The sequence below is a fragment of the Mesorhizobium sp. LNHC232B00 genome (assembly GCF_000502435.1).
GTDB lineage: Bacteria > Pseudomonadota > Alphaproteobacteria > Rhizobiales > Rhizobiaceae > Mesorhizobium > Mesorhizobium opportunistum.
Genome location: NZ_AYWP01000038.1, coordinates 1 through 22471, shown reverse-complemented (window position 1 = coordinate 22471; position 22471 = coordinate 1). Strand labels below are relative to the sequence as shown.

21 protein-coding genes and 1 tRNA gene are annotated in these 22471 nt (G+C 60.2%); 8 read left to right on the top strand and 14 right to left on the bottom strand.

From position 1 onward, the window contains the following. Positions 1-64 precede the first annotated feature (64 nt). From X743_RS141005 to X743_RS141015, 3 genes are read right to left on the bottom strand one after another with little or no spacing between them, the layout of a single operon-like run. Positions 65-1036, bottom strand: coding sequence for an ABC transporter permease (locus tag X743_RS141005; protein ID WP_013893042.1), 972 nt, complete (start codon positions 1034-1036; stop codon positions 65-67). Position 1037: 1 nt separating this feature from the next. Continuing rightward, positions 1038-2177, bottom strand: a complete 1140-nt coding sequence (locus X743_RS141010) for an ABC transporter permease (protein WP_023768770.1) — start codon at positions 2175-2177, stop codon at positions 1038-1040. Continuing rightward, positions 2174-3706: an ABC transporter ATP-binding protein gene (locus X743_RS141015; protein ID WP_023768769.1), complete on the bottom strand. Its 1533-nt coding sequence runs from the start codon at positions 3704-3706 to the stop codon at positions 2174-2176. Before X743_RS141015 ends, X743_RS141010 begins: the two co-directional genes overlap by 4 nt. A 198-nt stretch (positions 3707-3904) precedes the next feature. On the opposite strand from X743_RS141015, the gene X743_RS141020 reads away from it, so the two are divergent. Beyond that, a complete protein-coding gene (locus X743_RS141020) occupies positions 3905-4114 on the top strand; it encodes a SlyX family protein (RefSeq protein ID WP_013893045.1) in 210 nt (69 codons plus the stop codon). A 22-nt stretch (positions 4115-4136) separates the two neighbouring features. Further along, complete coding sequence (locus tag X743_RS141025; RefSeq protein ID WP_023768767.1) at positions 4137-4544, top strand: hypothetical protein; 408 nt, start codon at positions 4137-4139, stop codon at positions 4542-4544. 320 nt (positions 4545-4864) lie between these two features. Here X743_RS141025 and X743_RS141030 read toward each other — a convergent pair whose 3' ends face one another. From X743_RS141030 to X743_RS0137320, 3 genes are all read right to left on the bottom strand, one after another. Beyond that, positions 4865-5854 carry a BMP family ABC transporter substrate-binding protein gene (locus X743_RS141030; protein WP_013893047.1) on the bottom strand — a complete coding sequence of 330 codons (990 nt, stop codon included), beginning with the start codon at positions 5852-5854 and terminating at the stop codon, positions 4865-4867. 252 nt (positions 5855-6106) lie between these two features. Next, positions 6107-6430: a hypothetical protein gene (locus tag X743_RS141035; protein ID WP_023768766.1), complete on the bottom strand. Its 324-nt coding sequence runs from the start codon at positions 6428-6430 to the stop codon at positions 6107-6109. Positions 6431-6562: 132 nt separating this feature from the next. Further along, the gene (locus X743_RS0137320; protein WP_032923499.1) at positions 6563-7399 is read right to left on the bottom strand and encodes a hypothetical protein; all 837 of its coding nucleotides are present in this window, start codon (positions 7397-7399) and stop codon (positions 6563-6565) included. A gap of 301 nt (positions 7400-7700) precedes the next feature. Between X743_RS0137320 and X743_RS141040 the strand changes: the two genes are divergently transcribed. Both X743_RS141040 and X743_RS141045 read left to right on the top strand, forming a co-directional pair. Then, positions 7701-7790 (top strand) — tRNA-Ser (locus X743_RS141040). 170 nt (positions 7791-7960) lie between these two features. Then, the gene (locus X743_RS141045) at positions 7961-9247 is read left to right on the top strand and encodes a tyrosine-type recombinase/integrase (RefSeq protein WP_031258627.1); all 1287 of its coding nucleotides are present in this window, start codon (positions 7961-7963) and stop codon (positions 9245-9247) included. Here X743_RS141045 and X743_RS141050 read toward each other — a convergent pair. Then, positions 9227-9472: a hypothetical protein gene (locus tag X743_RS141050; protein ID WP_156934544.1), complete on the bottom strand. Its 246-nt coding sequence runs from the start codon at positions 9470-9472 to the stop codon at positions 9227-9229. The two genes, X743_RS141045 and X743_RS141050, sit on opposite strands and share 21 nt — an antisense overlap. A gap of 33 nt (positions 9473-9505) precedes the next feature. Next, complete coding sequence (locus tag X743_RS141055) at positions 9506-9733, bottom strand: hypothetical protein (RefSeq protein ID WP_156934543.1); 228 nt, start codon at positions 9731-9733, stop codon at positions 9506-9508. A 347-nt stretch (positions 9734-10080) separates the two neighbouring features. Here X743_RS141055 and X743_RS141060 point away from each other — a divergent pair, with 347 nt between their 5' ends. Beyond that, a complete protein-coding gene (locus tag X743_RS141060; RefSeq protein WP_156934542.1) occupies positions 10081-11502 on the top strand; it encodes a hypothetical protein in 1422 nt (473 codons plus the stop codon). Here X743_RS141060 and X743_RS141065 read toward each other — a convergent pair. Both X743_RS141065 and X743_RS141070 read right to left on the bottom strand, forming a co-directional pair. After that, a complete protein-coding gene (locus X743_RS141065; protein WP_031258626.1) occupies positions 11472-11756 on the bottom strand; it encodes a hypothetical protein in 285 nt (94 codons plus the stop codon). The two genes, X743_RS141060 and X743_RS141065, sit on opposite strands and share 31 nt — an antisense overlap. A gap of 210 nt (positions 11757-11966) precedes the next feature. Beyond that, on the bottom strand, positions 11967-12581 hold the full coding sequence (locus X743_RS141070) for a recombinase family protein (RefSeq protein ID WP_023768758.1): 615 nt from the start codon (positions 12579-12581) through the stop codon (positions 11967-11969). 268 nt (positions 12582-12849) lie between these two features. On the opposite strand from X743_RS141070, the gene X743_RS141075 reads away from it, so the two are divergent. Together X743_RS141075 and X743_RS1000000170065 are read left to right on the top strand one after the other, a co-directional pair. Then, complete coding sequence (locus tag X743_RS141075) at positions 12850-13824, top strand: hypothetical protein (RefSeq protein WP_023768757.1); 975 nt, start codon at positions 12850-12852, stop codon at positions 13822-13824. 67 nt (positions 13825-13891) lie between these two features. Further along, positions 13892-14422, top strand: coding sequence for a hypothetical protein (locus X743_RS1000000170065; protein ID WP_023768756.1), 531 nt, complete (start codon positions 13892-13894; stop codon positions 14420-14422). Between the two features lie 301 nt (positions 14423-14723). Here the strand turns inward: X743_RS1000000170065 and X743_RS141080 are convergent, their stop codons facing one another. From X743_RS141080 to X743_RS141090, 4 genes are read right to left on the bottom strand one after another with little or no spacing between them, the layout of a single operon-like run. Further along, on the bottom strand, positions 14724-15458 hold the full coding sequence (locus X743_RS141080) for a SprT family zinc-dependent metalloprotease (RefSeq protein WP_023768755.1): 735 nt from the start codon (positions 15456-15458) through the stop codon (positions 14724-14726). Then, positions 15458-18502 carry a type I restriction endonuclease subunit R gene (locus X743_RS141085; protein WP_023768754.1) on the bottom strand — a complete coding sequence of 1015 codons (3045 nt, stop codon included), beginning with the start codon at positions 18500-18502 and terminating at the stop codon, positions 15458-15460. Before X743_RS141085 ends, X743_RS141080 begins: the two co-directional genes overlap by 1 nt. Next, on the bottom strand, positions 18499-19638 hold the full coding sequence (locus X743_RS1000000170060) for a restriction endonuclease subunit S (RefSeq protein ID WP_051508633.1): 1140 nt from the start codon (positions 19636-19638) through the stop codon (positions 18499-18501). The genes X743_RS141085 and X743_RS1000000170060 overlap by 4 nt, the downstream gene beginning before the upstream one ends. After that, positions 19628-21127: a class I SAM-dependent DNA methyltransferase gene (locus X743_RS141090; protein ID WP_023768752.1), complete on the bottom strand. Its 1500-nt coding sequence runs from the start codon at positions 21125-21127 to the stop codon at positions 19628-19630. Before X743_RS141090 ends, X743_RS1000000170060 begins: the two co-directional genes overlap by 11 nt. A 913-nt stretch (positions 21128-22040) precedes the next feature. On the opposite strand from X743_RS141090, the gene X743_RS1000000172490 reads away from it, so the two are divergent. Next, positions 22041-22250, top strand: a complete 210-nt coding sequence (locus tag X743_RS1000000172490; protein ID WP_156934541.1) for a hypothetical protein — start codon at positions 22041-22043, stop codon at positions 22248-22250. Positions 22251-22471: the final 221 nt, after the last annotated feature.

Sequence of the window (22471 nt, the reverse complement as noted above, 5' to 3'; positions counted from 1 at the left end):
CCCATGATCTTGTTCAAAAAGCCGGTGCCGATTTCGACCGCTGCGATTTCCGGCTGGTGCGGTCTCAGCGTTCCTTGACATAGGGCACGCCGCCGGCGCGCGGCGGGATCGCCTTGCCGATGAAGCCGGCAAGCAGGATGACGGTGAGGATATAGGGCAGCGCCTGCATGAACTGCACCGGCACCTTGCCAATCAAGGGCAGCGGTGATCCCTGCAGACGGATTGCCGCCGCGTCGAGGAAGCCAAACAAAAGGCAAGCGAACATGGCATTGACCGGCTTCCATTTGGCGAAGATCAGCGCGGCCAGCGCGATGTAGCCCTTGCCGGCGGTCATGTCCTTCACGAAGCCGCCATTCTGCACCATCGACAGGTAGGCGCCGGCAACGCCGGTGAGGATGCCGGTGCAGATCAGCGCGCGGTAACGCAGCCAGGCGACCGAGATGCCGGCGGTGTCGACGGCGGCCGGGTTTTCGCCGACCGCGCGCAGCCTGAGGCCAAACCGGGTGCGAAACAGCACCCACCAGGTGAACGGCACCATCAGGAAAGCAAGATAGACAAGAATCGAATGGCCGGAGATCAGTTCCGCGTAGATTGGGCCGATGATCGGCACACCGCGAACCGCCTCGGCGCCGGGCCAGATGATCGCGTCGAACCGCTCGCCAGGTCCAAGTGCCGGCGTGCGCCCGCCTTGCTGGAACCAGGCCTGGCCGAGGATGATGGTCGATCCGGCGGCGATGAAATTGATGGCCACGCCGGAGACGATCTGGTTGCCGCGGTGTGTAATCGAGGCGAAGCCGTGCACCAGCGCGAAGGCGACCGAGATCAGGATGGCCATGCCGAGGCCGAGAAGGGCCGAATGAAACACGGAAGCGGCGGCGGCGCCGGCGAAAGCGCCGACCAGCATCTTGCCCTCGAGGCCGATGTCGAAGATGCCGGCACGCTCGGAATAAAGGCCGGCGAGGCAAGCGAGCAGCAGCGGCACCGACAGGCGGATGGTCGAGTCGAGTATCTGCACGATGGCGATAAAGACATCCATCTCAGGCGCCCTTTCCCTTGACCGCTTCCATCCCGACCGATCCCGGACTGAACGAGGCGAACAGCGCCTGGATGTATGGCCTGAACATGTGCTCCAGCGCGCCAGCGAACAGGATCACCAACCCCTGGATGATGACGATCATGTCGCGGCTGATCGCAGGCATCTCGAAGGCGAGTTCGGCGCCGCCCTGGTAGAGCATGCCGAACAGGATCGCCGCCAGCACGATGCCGACCGGATGCAGGCGCCCCATCAGCGCCACGGCGATGCCGACGAAGCCGGCGCCGGAAACGAAGTCGATCGCGACATTGTGCTGGTCGCCCATCACCGGATTGAGCGCCATCATGCCGGCGAGCGCGCCCGAGATCATCATGGCGGTGATGATGATGCGGGTCTCCGAAATGCCGGCATAGCGCGCCGCCTTCGGGCTGTGGCCATAGGTGCGCATTTCGTAGCCGAGCTTGGTACGCCAGATCAGCAGCCAGACCAGGAAAGCCATGACCAGCGCCAGCAGGAAGGTGACGTTAAGCGGCGCCGAGCGGATCTTGGCGCCGAACAATTCGATGATCCAATTGAGCTTCGGCAATTCGGCGCCGGGCAGGAAGTTGCGCGTCTGAGGGGCCTGCGAGGCGGCCGGCTTCAAGGGGCCGACCAGCAGGTAGACCATGACGGAGGCGGCGATGAAGTTGAACATGATGGTGGTGATGACGATGTGCGACCCGCGCCTCGCCTGCAGATAGGCGGGAATCAGCGCCCACAACGCGCCCACAAGCGCCGAAGCGACGATCGCCAACGGAAATGTCAGCCACCACGGGAACACGCTGTCCAAGGGCAGGCAGACGATGGCGATGCCGAGGCCGGCGATATAGGCCTGCCCCTCGGTGCCGATGTTGAACAGGCCACAATGCGCCGCCACCGCAACCGAAAGCCCGGTAAAGATGAATGTGGTGGCATAGAAGAGGGTGAAGGCGATGCCCGTTCCCTTGCCGAAGGCGCCCTCGACCAGGATGATTGCGGCGCGGAACGGATTTTCGCCGACCAGAAGCACGACGAAGCCGGCGACGATGAAAGCCACCGCAAGGTTGATCAGCGGGATCAGCCCGTAGTCGGCCCAGGCCGGCAGCTTGGCATAAGGCGTGCTCATTCCGCAGCCTCCTGGCGCTCGACGCCCGCCATCAGCAGGCCAAGCTCGCCTTCGGTCGCCTCGGGGCCGCGCTCGCCGACGATGCGGCCGGCAAACATCACCAGGATACGGTCGGAGAGCGAACGGATCTCGTCGAGTTCGACCGACACCACCAGCACGGCCTTGCCCTGGTCGCGCATGGCGATCAGGCGCTTGTGGATGAATTCGATGGCGCCGACGTCGACGCCGCGCGTCGGCTGGCCGACGATCAGCACACCGGGGTCCTGTTCCATCTCCCGCGCGAGCACGATCTTCTGCTGGTTGCCGCCGGAGAAATTGGCGGTCTTCAGGCGCGGATTGCCGGGGCGGATGTCATATTTCTCGATCTTGTCCTTGGCGTCGGCCATAATGGCCTCGACGTTGAGGAACGGCCCTTTGAGATAGCGTGGATCGTCGTGATAGCCGAGGATTGAATTCTCGTTCTCCTCAAAGGCCAGCACCAGCCCGACATGGTGGCGATCCTCCGGCACATGGGCGAGGCCGCGGTCGCGCAATTCGCCAGGGTCGGCCTTGCCGGTGAGATCGATGGGCTTGCCGTCGAGCATGACGGAGCCTGAAACGGCGCGCCTGATGCCGGAAATCGCCTCGAGCAGCTCGGATTGTCCGTTGCCGGCGACACCGGCGATGCCGACGATTTCGCCGGCGCGCACATTGAAGGAGATGTCGTCGACCATGGTGACGCCGCGGGAATCCTTGACCGTCAGGTTCTTGACCGCGAGCTTGACGCCGCCGGCTTCCGCCTCGCCCTTCTCGACCCGGAGCAGCACGCGCCGCCCGACCATCAGTTCGGCCAGTTCCCCGACGGTGGTTTTCTTGGTCTCGCGGGTCGCGACCATCGTGCCCTGGCGCATCACCGACACCGTGTCGGTGATGGCCATGATCTCGCGCAGCTTGTGCGTGATCAGCACCACCGTCTTGCCCTGTTCCTTCAACTGCTTGAGGATACGGAAGAGATGGTCGGCCTCGGCCGGCGTGAGCACGCCCGTCGGCTCGTCGAGGATCAGGATATCGGCGCCGCGATAAAGCGCCTTGAGGATTTCGACCCGCTGCTGCAGGCCGACTGGCAATTCCTCGATGATGGCGTCGGGATCGACTTCTAGCCCGTATTCGCGCTCGAGCCGCTCCAGCTCGGAACGCGCCTTGGCGATGCTGCTCTTCAGCAAGGCGTTGGTTTCGGCGCCGAGGATGATGTTTTCCAGCACCGAGAAATTGTCGACCAGCATGAAATGCTGGTGCACCATGCCGATGCCGAGCGCGATGGCGTCGTTGGGCGTCTTGATCGATGCCGGTTTGCCGCCAACGTGGATCTCGCCACTGTCGGCCTGGTAGAAGCCATAGAGGATCGACATCAGCGTCGATTTGCCGGCGCCGTTTTCGCCGACGATGCCGTGGATGGTGCCGCGCGCGATCTCCAGGTTGATGTCGCGGTTGGCGCGTACGGCGCCAAAACTCTTGTTGATGCCAATCAGTTCGATAGCGGCTTGCGCCATGCAGCCAGTCCCACTCTTATTTTTTTATCGCTTGGTCAAAATGCCTAGCATGACGCTCGGCCCATGCCAATCGGCCGGAGCGGCGTCCACTCTCGGCAAATCCCGGTGCGCTTGTCAATTTCCAACGTGTCCGTGGCCTTCATATTCGCTAATATGACGAGCCGAAATCAGCATCTTGATGAAAGCCAGGGATTGCCAATGACCATGCCCGCCGACCGGCTGACGACGCTGGAAATTCGCGCCGCCGAGCAGGAGAAGACCATCGAGGAACTGTCAGGCCAGATTGCCGAGCAGTGGAAGGTGATCGAGCGCATGCAGCGCAAGCTCGACGCGCTGACCGACCGTTTCCTGGCGCTGGAGGAGCAGTCCGCTCCCGACGTGCCGGTGACCAAGCCGCCACATTGGTGAGGAACAAGGGGAGGGCGCAATCATGAGCGACCGCATCGCAAGGGCCGGTGACTATGTGCTTGGCCTTATGAACGACGCGGAGCGCGAACGGGCCGAGCGCGATCTGGAAATCGACCCGGCCTTCCGCGACGCGGTGGTGCAGCTTGCCGAACGCATGCATATGTTCGACCGCGCCGAAAAGCCGAGTGGCGCCAATCATTGGGCGCTGGTGACGCAACGCATCGCCGAACTGCCGCAGATGCGTGTGGTTGGCCAGGACAAGGCGAAGCCGACGCCAGTGATCAGCAAGCTGGAGCACCGTCCCCATGGCGTCGGCGTGCATTCGCTTGGCGGCCGGCGCGGGGCCATCGTCGCCATCGTGCTGATCGCGGTTTTCGCGCTTGGCTATCTCGCTGGGCTTTGGTCGACGGGTAGCGCGCTTCTGCCCTGACCTGCGAGCCAATCAAATAAGATTCTTGCGAACAAGGACCCGTAACGCCGGAACTGCCATCTCCCCCCTTGCGGGGGAAATGGCCGGCAGGCCAGAGGGGGGTGTGAAGGATCGCCAACCTGAATGACTTCCGAATAACGGTGAATTGGCTGTTAGGCCGAGGGACAGCACCCCCCTCTGCCTTGCCAGGCATCTCCCCCGCAAGGGGGGAGATCGGATATCGCCGAGACCTTCGCCAATCTTCAGCGTCCTTCGAGATCCCTCCAAAAAACAAAACCGCCGGACTTTCACCCGGCGGTTCGAAACTTGGTGCCTACCGATCAGTACGGGCAGGCGTTGTCGGCGGTGTAGTCGTGCACTTCGAGCTTGCCGGCGATGATGTCGGCCTTGGCCTTTTCGACCGCCGCCTTCATCTCGTCGGTCACCAGCGCCTTGTTGTTGTCGTCCAGGGCGTAGTCGACGCCGCCTTCCTTGAGGCCGAGATTTTGCAAGCCGCCCTTGAAGGTGCCGTTCTTGCCGTCCATGAAGGCGGTGTAGACGGCGACGTCGACGCGCTTCATCATCGAGGTCAGCACCTTGCCTGGCTGCAGGCCGTTCTGGTTGGAATCGACGCCGATGCCAAGCTTGCCGGCATCCGCCGCCGCCTGCAGCACGCCGACGCCGGTACCGCCGGCCGCCGCGTAGACCACGTCCGAGCCCTGGTCGATCTGCGTCTTGGCGATCTCGCCGCCCTTGGCCGGGTCGTTCCAGGCCGCCGGCGTGTCGCCGGTCATGTTCTGGATGACGTCGGTCGCTCCCGCCGACTTGGCGCCGCCGACATAGCCGCATTCGAACTTGCGGATCAGCGGGATGTCCATGCCGCCGATAAAGCTGACCTTCTTGGTCTTCGAGGCCATAGCCGCCAGGATGCCGACGAGATAGGAGCCTTCATTCTCCTTGAAGACAAGCGAGCGGACATTGGGCAGATCGACGGCATCGTCGATGATGGCGAAGTTGAGGTCAGGATATTCCTTGGCGACCACCTTGAGCGCATCCTCCCAGGCAAAGCCGGCCATGACGATCGGGTTGCGGCCGTCCTCGGCGAAGCGGCGCAGCGCCTGCTCGCGCTGCGAAGCGTTGGAGACCTCGAACTCGACATAGGCGGTTCCGGTCTCGGTCTTGAATTTCTCGGCGCCGTGATAGGCAGCCTCGTTGAAGGATTTGTCGAACTTGCCGCCGAGGTCATAAAGGATGGCCGGCTGCACATCCGCGGCGAAAGCCGGAAGAACCATTGCGGTTGCGGCCAGGAGGCCGAGAACGATACGTTTCATGTGATCCACACCCTGTCGGTTATTTTTTCCGTTACGCACCGCTTGCCTGCCCGGTTCACCGGCAGGCATGCGACGTCAGCCAGGAGTGTATTCCCCTCCCGCTCCCGGGCAATCTGGCACGGCCCGAAACAAAATTCACGTGGAATTTTGACCTTTTGGAAAAGCATGCCCCGGTCAAGCCGCGCCGCAGTCCGATCCTTGCGCGCAAGCCGTCAGGAGGTGGCCCTTCGCTGGGAGGGAGCAGGAAATCGATCAGTTGGCGGCGAACTGCCCCGTGCGGCGCTGCCGCCTGTAGCCGATAGCGTAAAGCAGGAAGGCCAGGACCGCGAACACCGCAAATCCCGGCTGGCTGAGCACCCAGGCGATGGCGCCGTCCCACAGCAGCGGACCCGCCTTGGCCCGGACGAAGGTTTCGAAGGCCGTCCGCGTGTCCGGCGAGACGGCCAGCCAGCTTGTGTTGAGCGGGGTCAGCACAAGCGCCGAGGCCGCCACCGTGCGTGTCGCGTCGAGCACCGCCATGATGACGGAAACCGACAGCGCGACCATGGCCGCAAGCCGAAAGACGAAACGAAACATCAAGCTCTCCCCCGGCCGATCCTGGACGCTTTCCAACCGATCGCCGGCACGTGTCCCGAAAACGAGAAATAGAGTGGGTATGGCTGGTCCGCAATCACGATACGCGAATTTGACGGCTCGCGCATTCTCTCCCTATGCGACCGGCCCCTGTACGGCTGGCTTGCGCCTGCGCCGGTGAACGAGCCAGACAGCGAGAATGCCGCCGACGATGGCGCCGACCACCAGCCCGGCCAGGCCGATGAACACGGCGAAATATCCGCAGCCGCCCTCGAAGCAGCTTACTTCGGCGACATCGGCAATCACCGAGCCGGCGAAAAAACCGCCGAGGGCGCCGATGACGGCGCCGAGGATGATGCCGAGCACGGCCGCGACAATCGAAACGAAGACCGACGGCGCTTCGGTCTCCGGCTTGGCATAGACGGTTTCGGCGCCGGAGCCACGGCGCAGCAGGTAGATGCAAAGCAGGCCGATGGCGATCTCGGCGCCGGTGATGGCCAGGTTCTCGGCGGAGAAAACGAAGTTCGGCGAGGCAAGCACATAGGCTTGCCTCGCCAGCGACCAGATGATGATGACGGCTTGCCAGATGATGAAGTGGCGCGGGAAGCGCGCTGAGCGGCCAAAGGCGAGGCCGAGCAGGTAAAGCCCCCACAGGATCGTGACGACGTCGACGATGAGCCCGCCCATGAGGAAATAGAAGATGTCGTCTGGCAGGCCGGAATTCCCGAACAGCCACCAGGATGACGCCAGGCCATAGACGGACCACGCCATGACGAAGATGAGCCATGCTACCGGGACGAAGGACAATCCGCTATCTGGGCCGTTGTGCGGCCTATTGCCTGGGCGCCCGGACGGCGCCTTGTCATTGTCCGGCGCGTTGCCCGGAATTCCGCTGTTTGACGTCATGTCCGGCCGGTGCCCCCGCAAAGCCTCCCGGTCACTCGACAGTTCGTTCGAGGCGAAGTCAAGCACGGTCGACCCCGCGGTCCTGACTGTGCACATCATTCGGGTGGCGGCGCTTCAAAAGCGGCTCTGCCGGCGGCCCGCGAAATCCCATGTCGCCGGCAAAGCGAATAGACTGCCGTTATGGCTTGGCATTCGGCGCGGGATCGACTAGATGAGCCCCGCGCCTGTTGCTTCGACGGCTCAGGTGCAGGGGAAGGACGTCCGCTGGTTGGGCGGCGTCCATGGCGGACGTTCCGCATCGCAGCCCCAAGGGAGATGCATCTCCCCAACCCGCGCGGCGAGACCGGCCGGCGCGACATGCAAGGACGGAGAGGTGGCCGAGTGGTTGAAGGCGCACGCCTGGAAAGTGTGTTTACGGGAGACCGTAACGCGGGTTCGAATCCCGCTCTCTCCGCCATTTTTGTGCCTATCAAATTCACCTAAGCCATTGAAAGCAAAACGCAAATCGGCCTAAAGCTCCAGAGAGCAAGGCGGATACGTTTATCTTTTGCTAACATTTTGCCCCGCATTTTGCTTGCATTGTCCGCCGGACTGAAGGACACTCTCTTTGTCAACAAGGGCAGCGGCATGGCGAAGCCAATCACGATCAGGAAGCGCGGCGAGACGTACCACATAGCCAAGCGCGTCCCCGTTCGGTATGCGCCGGTAGAGGCAAGATCGGAAATCTGGGTCAGCCTGAAAACCGACTCCGAAGAGATTGCCCGGCAAAAGGCCCCGCGCGTTTGGAACGACCTGATCAACGCTTGGGAGGCTAAGCTTGCCGGCGACACTGCCGACGCCGAAAAGGCATTCGAGGCCGCGAACAACCTCGCAAGAGCGCGCGGCTACCGCTGGCTGACAAACAGCGAAATCGCCAAGCTGCCGGTGCATAGCTATTTGGAGCGGATCGAGGCCGTCGCCACCCGCAATGGCGTTCCGGACGTGAAGGAAGCCGACGCCCTGCTAGGCGTAGCCAAGCCGCCAGCGATCACGGTCAACCGGGCGCTTGAACTGTATTGGGAGCTTGCGACGGCCGACGCCACGCGCGGCATGAGCGAAGATCAAATCCGCCGCTGGAAGAACCCGCGCATCAAGGCCATTGGAAATTTTGTGGCTGTTGTCGGCAACCTTCCTATCGACCAGATCACCCGCGAAAACATGCTCGACTTCCGGGATTGGTGGACCAAGAAACTCGACAAGAAAGGGCTGACGGCAAACAGCGCCAATAAAGACCTTGGCTATGTCGAGAGCACCTTGCGGCTGGTTAATGAAATGAAGCGGCTCCGGCTGGACCTCCCGTTCGGAAAGCTCCGGTTCAAAGAGGAAGACGACGAACAGCGCCTTCCGTTCTCTGAAAAGTGGATCAAGGACAAGCTGCTTTCGGCCGGGGCGCTGGACAAACTCAATGCGGAAGCTCGGGCCGTCCTTCATGCGATGGTGAACACGGGCGCTAGGCCGTCCGAAATCGTCGGCTTGCTCCCGCACCACATCAATCTTGACGCCAACGTGCCGCACATCATCATCACCAACGAAGGCAAGAGGACCAAGACCTCAACCTCAAAGCGGACAATCCCGCTTGTCGGTGTCAGCCTAGAGGCGATGCGCCAGTTTCCGAAAGGCTTCCCTACCTATCGTTTCAAAGACGCGGTTTCCGATACGATCAACAAATTCCTTCGAGAGAACGACCTGAAGGAAACGCCGGGTCACACGCTTTACGGGCTGCGCCATAGCTTCGAGGACCGCATGTTGTCGGCCAAGGTTGACGAGCGTATCCGACGCGACCTGATGGGCCATGGTCTTGGCGGCCGGCAGCGCTACGGCAACGGTGCATCGTTGGAAGACGCCGCCACGATCCTAGCGGAGATCGCGCACTAGTCCGGCTCCCGTCCGCCTTGCGGCAATGATTGCGCGGGCGGCCTCTATCGGATCACGGGAGGCCGCCGCCTTGGCCTCTTCTGTCGCTATGTCGGCCTCTATCCGCTCGAACAGCGGCGCATAGTCGGCATTCCTCACCACAAGCTGCGCCACCTTGGCGCGTGCGGCCTTCAGCCGGGCCAGCAATCGGCCCTTGTCATCAACTGTGGTTGAGCATGGCGGCATGGCGAGCACTTTGGAACTGAACCGGGGTCAAACTCAGCGGCGCACGAGGTTCGCTCCGACCCAAATCGCGGGCCAGACACCCAAGAACATCACCGCCGCGACCAGCGCGGCTGGCCGGAGCCGCAAGAGATCGCCGATCACGGCGCGGGAGTTTGCCGCCGTGCCCTGACTGGCGTTCGGGTTTGTGACGATGCCGTGAATGAAGAGCGCGCCGCCCCCGACCCATACACCGGCTACCAGTAAAAGCGTGTCCATCGTCATCGTGTGAAGCCCCAGTCGTTTGATCACGGCCGGAGTCTATGACACAGGTTCAATGAATAGCAATAGGTCCACGGAAGTCATGTAGAACGCATATTTTCGGTCTACTTAAACAAGCGGCATACAGTGTCTTCGTCAACAGCATTGTTGGTAAATTTTGCACCCAGTTGCAAGCTTTTTGCGAGGACTAGACTTGAAACGCGCTGGAGAAAATCGGCCGGTCGTGCTAGATGAAGGGCGCTCGACCCATGCGCGCGCCGAGCAACGCGCGTATGGGTTTCAACAGGTGCGGTGCTGTCGTTTCCCTGATCGGACTGCGGCACCGCCCCTCTCAGATCAGGAATACGATCATGTCGACCGACGCCACAGCATCGCCACGCCCGCAATCTGCCGACGCCAACAATCCCCCGGATTTTGAGTCAGAGGAGCCGGCCGCCAAAGAGTTCCGAATGCACGGCTATTATGCGCCGGGGAACAGACCGTTATCCCACCCGATTTCACAGCAGGGCATCATGCGGCAGTTCTTCCGCGTCTGGTCTCTCGATATACCCTCAGCGGCCGAACGCGACTTGCTCGGCTTCATCCTCGACCTCACTGTGAACTGGGGGAAGACCGAACGCCCTTTTACCTACAGGGAGATCGAACAGGCGAACAGATCAACAGAGACGCGTGCCCGTGGTTTCATCAAAGCCCTAGAGGCCAAGGGCTTTATCGAGGTGACGCGCTCTGCCGGAGATATCAAGGGGATGCTCATTAAGCCCAATCTTGATTGGGAGCCGGCAGGCCAGCGCATGGCGCGTGCAGTCGATCAAGCGTTGCGCCGTGCCTACGATAATGATGGCGCGGCACCATGGCCGGATGAAGATCGACAGACGGTTGCTCAATGCATAGAGGCAATCTGTCTCAATGCCGACATGGACGTGCCAGTCGCCAAAAAGTTCGCCAGAGTGCTCATGGCCGCGTGGCCCCAATGGATCAAGAACAATGGAGCCCCGAAGCGCCCTGACGCCGCCTTCATCCGGGAGCACGCCACGACGCTTCTTTCTCAGTTTCATGGGCGCTACACGACACTCCCACTCAAAAGCGAGGGGGTGGCCCCCGCTCAAATGAGAGGGGGCTATGTGTCTGCCCCCACTCAAAAGCAAGGGGGTAGCCCCCTCCCAAATGAGAGGGACATTATAGTGGAAGGATATCAGGGGAACTTCGAAGATCAGGAGAAAGGCTACTCGCCGCCTGCCGGCAACGAGGGGCCGGCTCCGGCGAAAGAAACGTCTCCTCCTGTCCGGAGACGTGAGCGCCCAGTCGCCGCGTGCTTATCCGGGAAAGAAGACGCCTTCGGCGGGCTATCGCCGAACCCCCATTGCGCCCGCCCCCCTTTGGCGGCCCCGGATCAGGCCGGCAAGAGCGAGCCGGAGCTTGCCACAACAGAGGACATTGGCCGAACCTTGGCGCGGGACGCTGCGCGGCAATGGCCGAACGCTCCCATGTCATGGCCGGAGGAACAGCGCTTAGACGTGGCGCGCATGGTCGCGGCGCGATGGCCCCACATCAAGGCGACCCCGGCCTTGGCGCATCGGTTCGCCGAATGGCTGGTAGCGACGTGGCCTGATGAAGCCGAGGATTACCCGACCGCCGTCTATGTCGACCGGCATTGGCAACGGTTGCTGAAGGATTTCGCGGACCACCTAAGACAAGGCGGAACGTTCACACACACTAACTCGGAAGCGCAGGCCGCCCCCCATTACCCGATTACCGGCTCTGTCCGGGCTTGATGGGCTTGGGCCGTCCTTTGGACCGGAGACCCATGCGTCGAAGCCTTCTGGCGCTTTTTCACATCATCGGCGACCACCCGCAGGTGCTTCTCGATTAGGCAGAGCGCCGCGAGGACTCCGCAGATTATCGAGGCCACGGCAAACCCTATAATAGCTCCGAAGATAGCGCCGGCCTTTGGCAGGTAGACGTTCCCCAAGAACGCGAAGACTGCGACAATGATCAGCGCGATGAAAAGGTTGATGGTGGACAGCATGTTTACGAGCGCTCGACTCATTTCTTTCCCCTAAGTAATTCGACCCCGGTCATTGTGTGGCAGCAAGCGGCCTATCTAGCAACTGCCGGAAATTGGCTGTCTTTGGTAGGACAAAAACCGCATTGGTCCAGCTTCGCACAAATCTGCCACTAAGACATCTTGCACCCAGTTTCAAAATATTGCAGCCCAGAAGTTTAGGCATCACGCCAGTCACTCCGCCACTCGCTTTGCCAGTCTCGCCAGCGTTGACCGGGAGCATCCGGTTGCCGAAATGATGGTGTTCCAGCTTTGCCCGCCGATGAGCATGTTTTGGATCGCTTTGTTGCGTGTCTTGTCCTCTGGGCGGCCACGGTATTTGCCCTCGCCCTTAGCCTTTGCAATGCCCTGTGTCTGCCTACGGCGTCTGTCGTCAAAATCTTTCCGGGCAATCGCGGCGATCATGTCGAGCATCATGCTGTTGATTGCGTCCACCATCCGAGATGTGAACTCGTCGGCGTTCTCGGATGCCATGCCCCAAGATGTCGGGAGATCGAGGGCGACAACCTTAACGCGTCGATCTCTGATCTCGTCCTTCAGCATGTTCCAATCTGCGCTGTTCAGCCTGCTCAGCCGATCCACCTGTTCGATTAACAGAATGTCTCCGGGTTGGCAGTCCGAGAGCAGCCGAAAGAGTTCCGGCCGCGCCAGCGAAGCGCCACTTTCATTTTCCAAATAGGTAGCCGCGATTTGCAGACCACGCTCCTTGGCAAACGCAAGAAGATCGCCCTTGGCGCGGTTTGCGTCCTGCTCTTTGGTTGAGGCTCGGAGATATGCGCGTACGAACATTTTGCCCCCGGTTCGATATGATTGGTCCGATATTGCCCGGTACGATTAGGGTGGTCAAACGTTATTATCGAACCAGCCAAAAAGGCGGTCCGCTAAAGGCATACCCTAATGCGGCAGTTCGTCCGCTTTGCGTTTTTTTGGGCGTCATTCACCTCCTGCCCTGTGATGCCCGAAAGCCGACAGTTATTCATTTCGCTTCCATTACGTTTCGTTGCAGATGGCGACGACAGATATCTCATGCTATCCGATGCAGACGGGGGCGCGTTAAATGCAGAACAATCGTCGGCAATTTTACATCTTCGACCTTGAGTTGGCCGCTCGCAAAGCCGGTGCGACCGTTCCGACGATGAACGACATAGTGCCCGTCTTGCAGCAGATGCATACTACAGCGCGGATTTACAGCATCAGGAGTCAGACCGCGACGATGCTGATTGGGGACATTGACGTGGATGCGGCCCAACAGTTCGTCACATTGCTTATTCGACTGTCCGACACTAGCGCGCCGAATAGCGTCTATTCTGACCCGGCGTCCGGCCATTTCACCGAGCACGTAAAGACTGGCAGCGTCGGGTCCGACTACGGTTGCCATGTGTTGATTTCGACCGCCCCGGAGCAAGGCCTACCTAACATCTACACCTGCGCCATTGAACGCATCCCCGGTCTACCGTTCGACCTAACGCAGCGTCTTTTGTCGAAGCTGTTGAACTATGAGTTTCACGACAATCCTTTGTCGTTCTCCTACCCGCATCCGGCCGGCGGCTTGAACCAACAAGGCCAACCGAGAACCGACCGATGCTGCCCACACGTTGAATTGCGCGGCAGACCGTCCAACAGTCTTATCAACGACATAAACAACGGCAGCCTTTCCGGCATAACTTTGGTCAAAGCGGAAACCGTCACACCTATCGCTGGTGCGGCCTTCCTTACGAAGTCCAAGAGCGAACTAAAATTGGAAATTGACCACAATAACCTACCTGCAAATCTGTGGAATTCCCTAAAAAATGCGCTTCACCTAAATTCTACTGACTACGGCACAGCTAAAGTCACGTACAAAATTCCAAGTTCAACTAGAACAGTCACTGTAGAAATAGCCACAAGCACGGGTACGCCGTTGACAGATCTTTATGTGATGAACTTTGAACTAATCAATGTATTCCCTTTCTTGGCGCAATCGGCTAAGAATGTCGTGGCGCATTTGCGCGATGCGGCTGCGCCACATTTCCTTGCCAACCGGACGATTTAGTGTGCTTAAGCAGCTTCTATATGAATTAGGCCGGGGGTTCGCTTACCGTCGCATATCGCACGGTGAAATGCGAATTTACACGAGATGGCTTCCGCTGGCGCTAACGGCGATTGCCGTCGGCATTTACATCGTTTTGCCGGTGAAGCCTGCGCTAATCGGCGCGAACGGGCTGGCGTCCAGCCTGTTGACGCTCGTTTCGACGCTGCCCGGCTTTTATTTCGCTGGCCTTGCGGCGGTCGCTACGTTCGGCAACGCGACGATGGATTACGAGATGCCAGAGCCAGCCCCGGAAGTTGATATGCGTGTCGCCGGGCAGACAGCGACCATCAAACTGACGCGACGATTGTTCCTGTCCTATTTGTTTTCCTACCTTGTCGTCCTGTCGTTCGGACTATGCTTCGCTTTAGTGACAATCAACGCGTTGTCGGGTTCGATTGAAGCCCTGCACGCGGCTATCGTTTGCGGCACTGGCGAGGCTTGGCCTTGGTTCGCTTTCAAAGCCTTGATCGGTGTACCGTTGACCTTTGCATTCGCTTCGATGATCGTATCAACGCTTCACGGCGTGTTCTTTCTCACCGAGAAGATACACCAGCCGTAGCAAAGAACGCCGAAGGCTTCGAATTTTCATTCGTGCCGGTCCGGTCGCTAGACGGCGTGAAGGCGTCGCGCTAGCGCAATCTCGACATGCCAATACGCGCGGGCTTCCGTAACGGCGGTTTGAGTAGGCTCGTGACTCGACTACCGACCGTCAGCATGGCGATAGGGTCGTGGCGGGCAGTGCTAGCCACGCTGAACAGCGGAAATAGCGTTCGGAGGGAATGGACCTCTCCAGAAAACGTCAGCGATGTGAGCCCCATGTTGTGCAAATTTCCGATGTCCCATCGCTGGATGTCGCACTGTCAAAGCCTAAGAAATTCGGCGCTCAATTCACCCTGATGAATTTCAAGCCACCTCTTCGAACGCTCCCAATCTGACAGGATAAAAGCAAGGAACTCCCAGAACGCAGGTCCGTGCGAACGATGCCGGAGATGGACAAGTTCATGGGCAACGACATACTCCAGCACCTTCTTCGGCGCGAAAACCAGATGCCAGTTGATGAGGATGTTGCCCTCGGGGCCGCACGATCCCCAGCCGTTTGCGAAATCGGCGACGCGGATGGAACGAGGCTCAAGCCCGAACCGGGTCTTGTAGCCTGCGGCGATCTCCGTCACGTCACGCCGAACGCGCCGTTTTAGCCACAGCTTGAGTTCGCTTGCGACAAGTTTGTCGGCATGGTCACCTGCCCATGAGGGAAGATCGACTATGAAGCCGTTGCGGAACGTGAGTTCGATCCGGTCGCCATCGGTGCGTCGAACCGTCAGGCATATGCGGCGGCCCCGGAAGAGTATCTTCGAACCGGTCATGAAACGGGGCACGGCAAGGCGGCTAGCGGTGATCCGCTCCATCTCGCGCACAGTGTTTAACACCCACTGTCGCTTGCGCTCCAAGAAGCCTGCGATGTCGTCGTCTTCGTCGCTTGTGAGCGCAAGTACCTCGACATGGCCCGGCGTGATGGTGATGCGGCGCTCAGATGCCCCTGCCGAGCGTCGAAGCTCGTAGAAGATTTGTGTCTGACCTATCTGGAGCGTCGGCATCAGCCACCGCCCCCATAGGCATGGATGGCGAACTCTTCGACCTTCTCGCGGATCATCTTAGTCTCGCCGATGTCGTGCTCGGTCAGGATGCGCCGGACCTGCTGGCGCAAGGATCGCAGGTAGGCTTCCATATGCGCGAACGCGGGCTGGGTCGCGGCGGCGTTGCCATAGGCCGTTCCAATGGCGATGGCTGCCTCCTGCAAGGTCGCATGGCCCATCTCGGGCACAATAGCCTCCATGATGCGCAGGATCGAAAAGGCATTTGCATCCATGCCGAGTTCGGTGTGCGCGCCCTGTTCGGCCTGAATATCGCCGGTCAGGCCCTCGTAGTCGCGCAGGCCATCAGCGGCGGCAAGCTGGCCTTGCTCGAAGCGGCGGATGATCTCCAGCACTCGTTCGGAGAAGCTACCATATTGCGCCGGGTTCTTGTCCACCAGTTCGCGGGTGACGCGGCGAAGCTCGGCGGACTTGCGCACGAACGCCTCCTGCAAATCGCCCTCACCCTTGCCCTCGATGGCAAAGTCGTCAGCGAAATCGGGGTCGGTGATGTTCCGCAAGCGGATGGTCGTGGACAGGCCGGTGGCATGGACATGCTGTTCCAGCATATCCCTGATCTTGCCGGTATAGCTGCGATGATCGAGGCTTTCGTCCTTGGAGATGGCCTGTGTCGCCAGTCGCAGGAAGGTGGCGGCCCATTTCACCTCGGCGGTAAAGTCTAGGATCGCCGGGTCTGGCGACAGGTCGCCATAGACCTTGATGAAGGTGCGAGTGAGGCGCTGGAGGTCGAACCAGTCATCCTCCTGTCCGCCAGCAACTATCTTTGCCGCCGCGAAGGCAGCGGCCTTCTCGTCCATACCGTCCAGTTTCATCGCCCGCTTTTGAGCGCGGTAACGTGCGTGGGCCTCCTTCAAGTCATTCCGCAGGATGGCGATGTCACGCATGGCATTCTCGACATCCTCGGAGCGGTAGGACTTCAGCGCCTCGTCCAGATGGTTGGTGATGCCGATATAATCGACAATCCGGCCATTGGGCTTTTCGATGGTGCCGCCATCGGCATCGGTAAACGCCTCGGTCCGGTTGGTCCGGGCGATGGCTTGGAGAAGGTTGTGCTCCTTCAGCGGCTTGTCGAGATACATTACATGCTCGATGGGCGCATCGAACCCGGTCAGCAGCTTGTCGCACACGATCAGGAAGCTCGGTTCTTGCCCCCGAACCTTAAACCGCTTTTTCACATCCTTCTCGGTGATGTCGTCGAGGTAGTGGGCCTCCAGCCCGGAACGCAACGCGGCGACCTCCGGCTTTTCACTGGGTTTGTTGTCCTCCTGCGACTTGGAGTAGATGCAGGCGATCATGGCGTCGGCCTCGACCTGTGCCTCGTCGGCTTCCACACTCCCGCGCACCAGATCGGCGGCTATGACAGCGGATAGCGCAGCGCGGTAGAGGATCACCGCCTCGCGATCTACGGCCACGACTTGCGCCTTGTAGCCATCCGGCTGGCAGACGGCCTTGAAATGCTCCCAGATGTCCATCGCGATCAGGCGTACGCGCTCCGGGTGCTTGGCTATGGTGGCGAGGGTCAGCCCCTTGCGCTTTAGTTCCTCGCGCTTGTCGTCGGGCAGGTCCACGAACCATCGGTCGAACAATATGTCGATTTCGCTCTCGTTGATCGCCCAATCGGTTTTTCGGCCTTCATAGAGGATCGGCACCGTCGCACCGTCGCGCACCGCGTCATCGATCCCGTATTTGTCGAGGTAACCTTCGCCCACAATGCTGAACCGGGCATAGGTGTCCTTGTTGGTCGATTTGATCGGTGTACCGGTGAAGCCATAGAAATGGGCATCCGGCAGGGTCGCCTGTAAGAACGCGCCCAAGTCCTTTTCCTGCGTGCGGTGGCACTCGTCCACCAGCACGATCCAGTTCGCCGAGTTGAGGATCGGCTCTTTCGATCCCGCGAACTTGAAGATGGTGGAAAGCAGGATTTGCCCGTTGCCACTCCGGCTCACCGCATCGCGCAGGGCGGCGACCGATCCGCACTGCACAGGGTTGGGCAGGCCGCAGGCAACGAAGGTTTTGCTGATCTGGTCGTCGAGGTCGATCCGGTCGGTCAGCACAAGGAGGTTGGGATTGGCGAGGCTGGGTGCATCCAGCGTCAGATGGGTTTTCAGCTTGAGGGCGAGGAACACCATCGTCAGGCTCTTGCCGCTGCCCTGTGTGTGCCAGATCAGCCCCTTGCGGCGCTCTCCGGCCGCAACGCGCTCCACCGCCTTGTTAACGGCGCGGAACTGCTGATAGCGAGCGATCTTCTTGATCTTGCCGCCCGTCTCGGGGTCGGTCTCGAACACGATGAAATGGGCGAGCAGGTCGAGCAGGCGGGACGGCTCGCACAGGCACCACAGGTCTTTAGCAAGCGTGTCGGGAAACTCGTCGAGGCTGCGCGGCCACGCATCGGGCCACGGTGCATAGAACTGCGCCTTGGCACCCGTTGCGCCATATTCGGTGCGCATCCCGTCGGTGATGATGTTGAAGGCGTTGGGATAGAACAGCCGGGGAATGTCCCGCTCATATTGCCTGATCTGCTCATGTGCCTCGTCGCCAGTGGCGGTGCCTTTCAGGGGGCATTTGGCTTCAATCACCACCAGCGGGATGCCGTTCACGAGCAGCACGATGTCGGGAATGCGCGGGCGCTGGGCGGCAACGCGGAACTGGCGGACGGCATGGAAAACATTGCGGCCCCGCTGCTTGAAGTCGATCAGCTTGATCGGGCTATCGCGGTTCTCACCGGACAGGCGGCGGGAATAGCCGCCGCGCAGCTTGCGCTGCCACTCCTCATTATCGGACAGGGTGGCAAGGTCGTTGTAGATCGCTTCGGCATCTTCCGCGCCAATGCCGTTTAGGTCGCGCAGCGCCTCGATTAGCACGGACTTGAGAATGACGCGGTTTTCTTCCTGCCGCATCGCCAAGGCGGTAGCCGGGGACAGCGCCTGCCAGCCCAGCGCCGCCAACACGTCCATGGTGGGTTTCTCGGCGAGGCGGTATTCGCTCATGCAGACACCCGGACGCGACCAGAGAGGAGGTCAGACATCAGCGCTGCTTTCAGCCGTTCAGCATTATGCAGATCGGCTTCGCCAATCTCGATGGCGTCCTGCAAAGCTGCCATCTCGTTGGCAAAGTCCTTCTGATCGGCCAGCGACGGCAATCGCATCTCCAGCCCAAGGACGATCTTTTGCGAGATATTGGTCTGTGAAGCGGCCATGCCCGATTTGGAGCGGATCAACTCGGCCTGCACATGGTCGCTAGACAGCAGTTCCGCGATTGCCAAAGGCACTGCTTTTTCAGGGGAGGCACGCAACCTGATGATTTTGTCGGACAACATGCGTCGCCCGGCTGTTTCCCGAACAATAGCAACGACGCCTGTGCGTTCGGCTGGACCTGCTCGGGTGATCAAAATGTCATCGGCAGTCACCTCTAGGTGAGGGCGCGGCCCGAGATGGGCGGGAAGCCTCTTATTCTCGGTATCGTCGTATCCTTCCCAAACCACAGAACTGGTTTTCAGGATGGACCATTGACCGTCATTCGCTGGCTCACTCTCGCAGTCCGGGCTCCATCCCGCGTCAATCGAGACCAACACACTTCGTAATGCAGTAGGTGCACAATCCTGAAACCGCATAACGGCAGCTTCTCGACACGTCCGTTTGAACTGCTTGGTGGCTGCCAGCGTAGCTTGCTTGGCGGCAATCGCCTCATCCACCGATTGCAGCACCTCGACGATCCGACGCTGCTCGTCGAGCGGTGGGAACACCACGTCGACGGCATGAACATCATTGCGGTTGAGTGTCGGAACACCGGTCCCCGACTGATGATCTTTGAGGGGGAAGTTCTGGAGGAAATAGTAGACGAACTTCGGATCGGCACCCTTGAAGTCACGCAGATACAAAGTTGTATTGAGCGGCCAGTAAGCCCCTTCAACGTAGCTAACGTTCCCAATGGTGCCAGAGCGGCCCGTGATGACACCGGGGCCGGGAAAAGGCGATTGGTCGTGTGACCCAACTGCACCGTTCGAGGCGATGACAGGGACCGGCCCCGGACTACGGTCCTGAACGGGGAGGTCGTGGCCCCTTTGGAGTTGGAAAAAGTTCAGGACAGGTCCTGATGCCCAACCTTCCGGCACATCAATCGACATAACCAAGCCTCTTGAGGTGCCCGAACAACACGGCTTCCGCCTTGTTGCGCTTGGCGATCAGGTCTTCCAGCTTGGCGGCCTCCGCCGCGACATTCACCGCCTCGGCATCCGCGCCGGTCTGCACATAACGGGTGATATTGAGGTTGTGGCCGTTGGCGGCGATCTCCTCGACCGGGACAACGCGGGCAAGTTTCTCGATGTCGGCAAAGCCGTGGACGGCATCGGACAACGTGCGAACGTGATTGTCGGTCAGGAAGTTCTGCGCCTTGCCCGGCTGGTAGGTGCCATCGCCGTTGACGATCAGCACCTTGCTCTTGCGCTCGGCGGGTTTGTTCTTGCGGCACACCAGCACGGCGGCAGGGATGCCCGCTCCGTAGAAAAGGTTTGGGGCAAGGCCCACGACCGCCTCGATCACATCGGCATCCAGCATGGTCCGCCTGATCCGCCCCTCGGCCCCGCCTCGAAACAGGACGCCATGCGGCACCACCACGGCCAACATACCGTCGTCCTTCAGACTGGCGAGCATGTGCTGGACGAAGGCGAGGTCGCCATAGCCCTTGGGCGGGCAACCATAGGCATCGCGCCCGAACGGATCGCCGTTCTGCCAGACATCATGGCCCCAAACCTTTTCCGAGAATGGCGGGTTGGCCAGCACTCGGTCATAAGCCCCGATGCCCTCCACGAACTCGCGAGCCTTGGGGTCGTATCGCTTAGGAGACAGGATCGTGTCGCCCTTGGCGATGAAGGCGTCGTCCACATTGTGCAGGAACAGGTTGATCTCAGCGATACCCCATGTGGCAAAGTTCTTTTCCTGCCCGTAGAGCGACAGGGTCCGGGCATCCTCGCCCCGGTCTTTCAGATACTGCACCGCCTCCAGCAACATGCCGCCAGAACCACAGGTAGGGTCGTAGATCGACATGCCGGGGCGCGGATCTAGTATCTCGACCATAAGCCGTACGATAGGGCGCGGCGTGTAGAACTCACCACCCTTCTTGCCCGCGCCTTCGGCGAACATCTTGATGAGATAGAGATAGGCATCGCCGAGCATGTCGGCGGGAACATCGGCGTTGCGCAGCCGCTGCTTCTCGAAATGGGAGAGCAGCTTTTCAAGCAGGGCGTCGGAGAAGCGATCCTGATTAGCGAAGTCCACAGACCCGAATACGCCGCGTAGCCGCAAGTTGGCATCTTCGATGGCCGCCAGCGCGTTATTGAGCCGCTGGCCGATCTGCGTGGCGTGCTTGCGCACTGCGTCCCAGCGATGTTCGGCCGGAATATGGAAGCGGTGCTCGTCGGGATCAGCGGCTTCCTCTCGGTCGTCGGTCTCGGCCAGCAGTGCCTCGAACTCCTCGTCCCACACGTCACATAGGCGTTTATAGAAGAGCAGGCCGAAGATATATTGCTTGTAATCCCCGGCATCGACCGTGCCGCGTAGAATGTCTGCCGCGCCCCAAAGGCGTCGTTCAAGTTCGGCTTGCGTCAGTTTCGCCATTTGTCTTCTCCACACGACCACCAATGCAACATGTCGAACCGCCTTGGCTAGTGTCAGCGGCGCGCAAAAGGGCTGTCACAGGCCGAGGTCGCGAAGGCCCTCGGTCGCGCTGCGCAGGTCCTCGAAAGGCACGAGCGCGTCGACGCCAAGGCATCGTCCGGGCTGGAGAATATATTCCTAACCTTGTCGTTCTTAGAAGCCACAGACTATTTGCCAACCGACTGCAGGGTCGGAGATAGGGCGTGGCGGCCCGTGCTAGCCCGCTGGCGTCCGCAGAACCCCTCCGAAGGATAAGGGGCTCCCCTGAAAACGTCGGCAATCTGATCCCCGTGGACGGCACGCAACGTCGCGGCCAAATCTACCGGTCGCGCGTCGAGCTTACAAAACCATTCATCGCCACTTAGGACGTAATTATCCCTGATGCGGTTCCACGTATCCGGCTGCCGGAACCGACGATGCAGGGCCATGTGAATTGGCTGGCTGATCGCATATGGCGACCATGGAGCATAGTAGTCCTCGCAGTGATACTGGACGTTGCCCGCTGCACCGGAGATTGAGCATCGCTCAGGCTTTGCTAGCCAGCCGTTAGCGATGAAGTGGTGTATGAGTTGCCATCCGCGAACTCGCTCCTCGTGGGTGAAGCCGTTGTAGTCAGGCATTCGTGGCCACTTCCATTCCGGCAGGCGAGCGGGTTCGATGAGGGTCATAGGTTTTTGCAACCGGGTTCAAAATCTGGTCTGTTGACAGCGACGGGTTTTCGCTAATCAATCGGCTATACAAAACGCAATAAGATAGGTAAATAGCTGATTTAACTGACTAATATTCACGATATGGCTCTGCGATGCCGTCATCAACGCAGTCCTGCCGAGATGGCCGATGCTTAAACGGATGCCATGAGGGAGATTGAAGCACTGTGACCCTAGACGATCTCGATAAGATTTTGCGTGAACTTGAAGCCGGCAAGGGTGCCCGCGTGCCGTACGATGTCTACGAACTGTTGTTCCCGCCCGGCGAACCTGATGATGGAGCGCGCGGCCGTGCTCACACCTTTGCTCGGGAGCGCAACGTTAAGATCGACAATCGACCGGACGACAACGCAGTTTGGTTTTACAAAGATGCCTAGAATGGGACCACCGGGCCGACCCTGATCTAGGAGCGGCAGGTTGCTCTACGTTTTGCTAACATTTTGCTCGCCGCAACCACGCTAACTATTTGATTTCATTAGAGAGTACTGCTGAACTGGCGGCCGCTCTCTCCGCCAACCATCGTTGGGTCCGTTCCGGACACATAGGTTACGGTTTATACCGGAGACATGGGTAACACTTTTGGCCCGAAAGGGTTTTG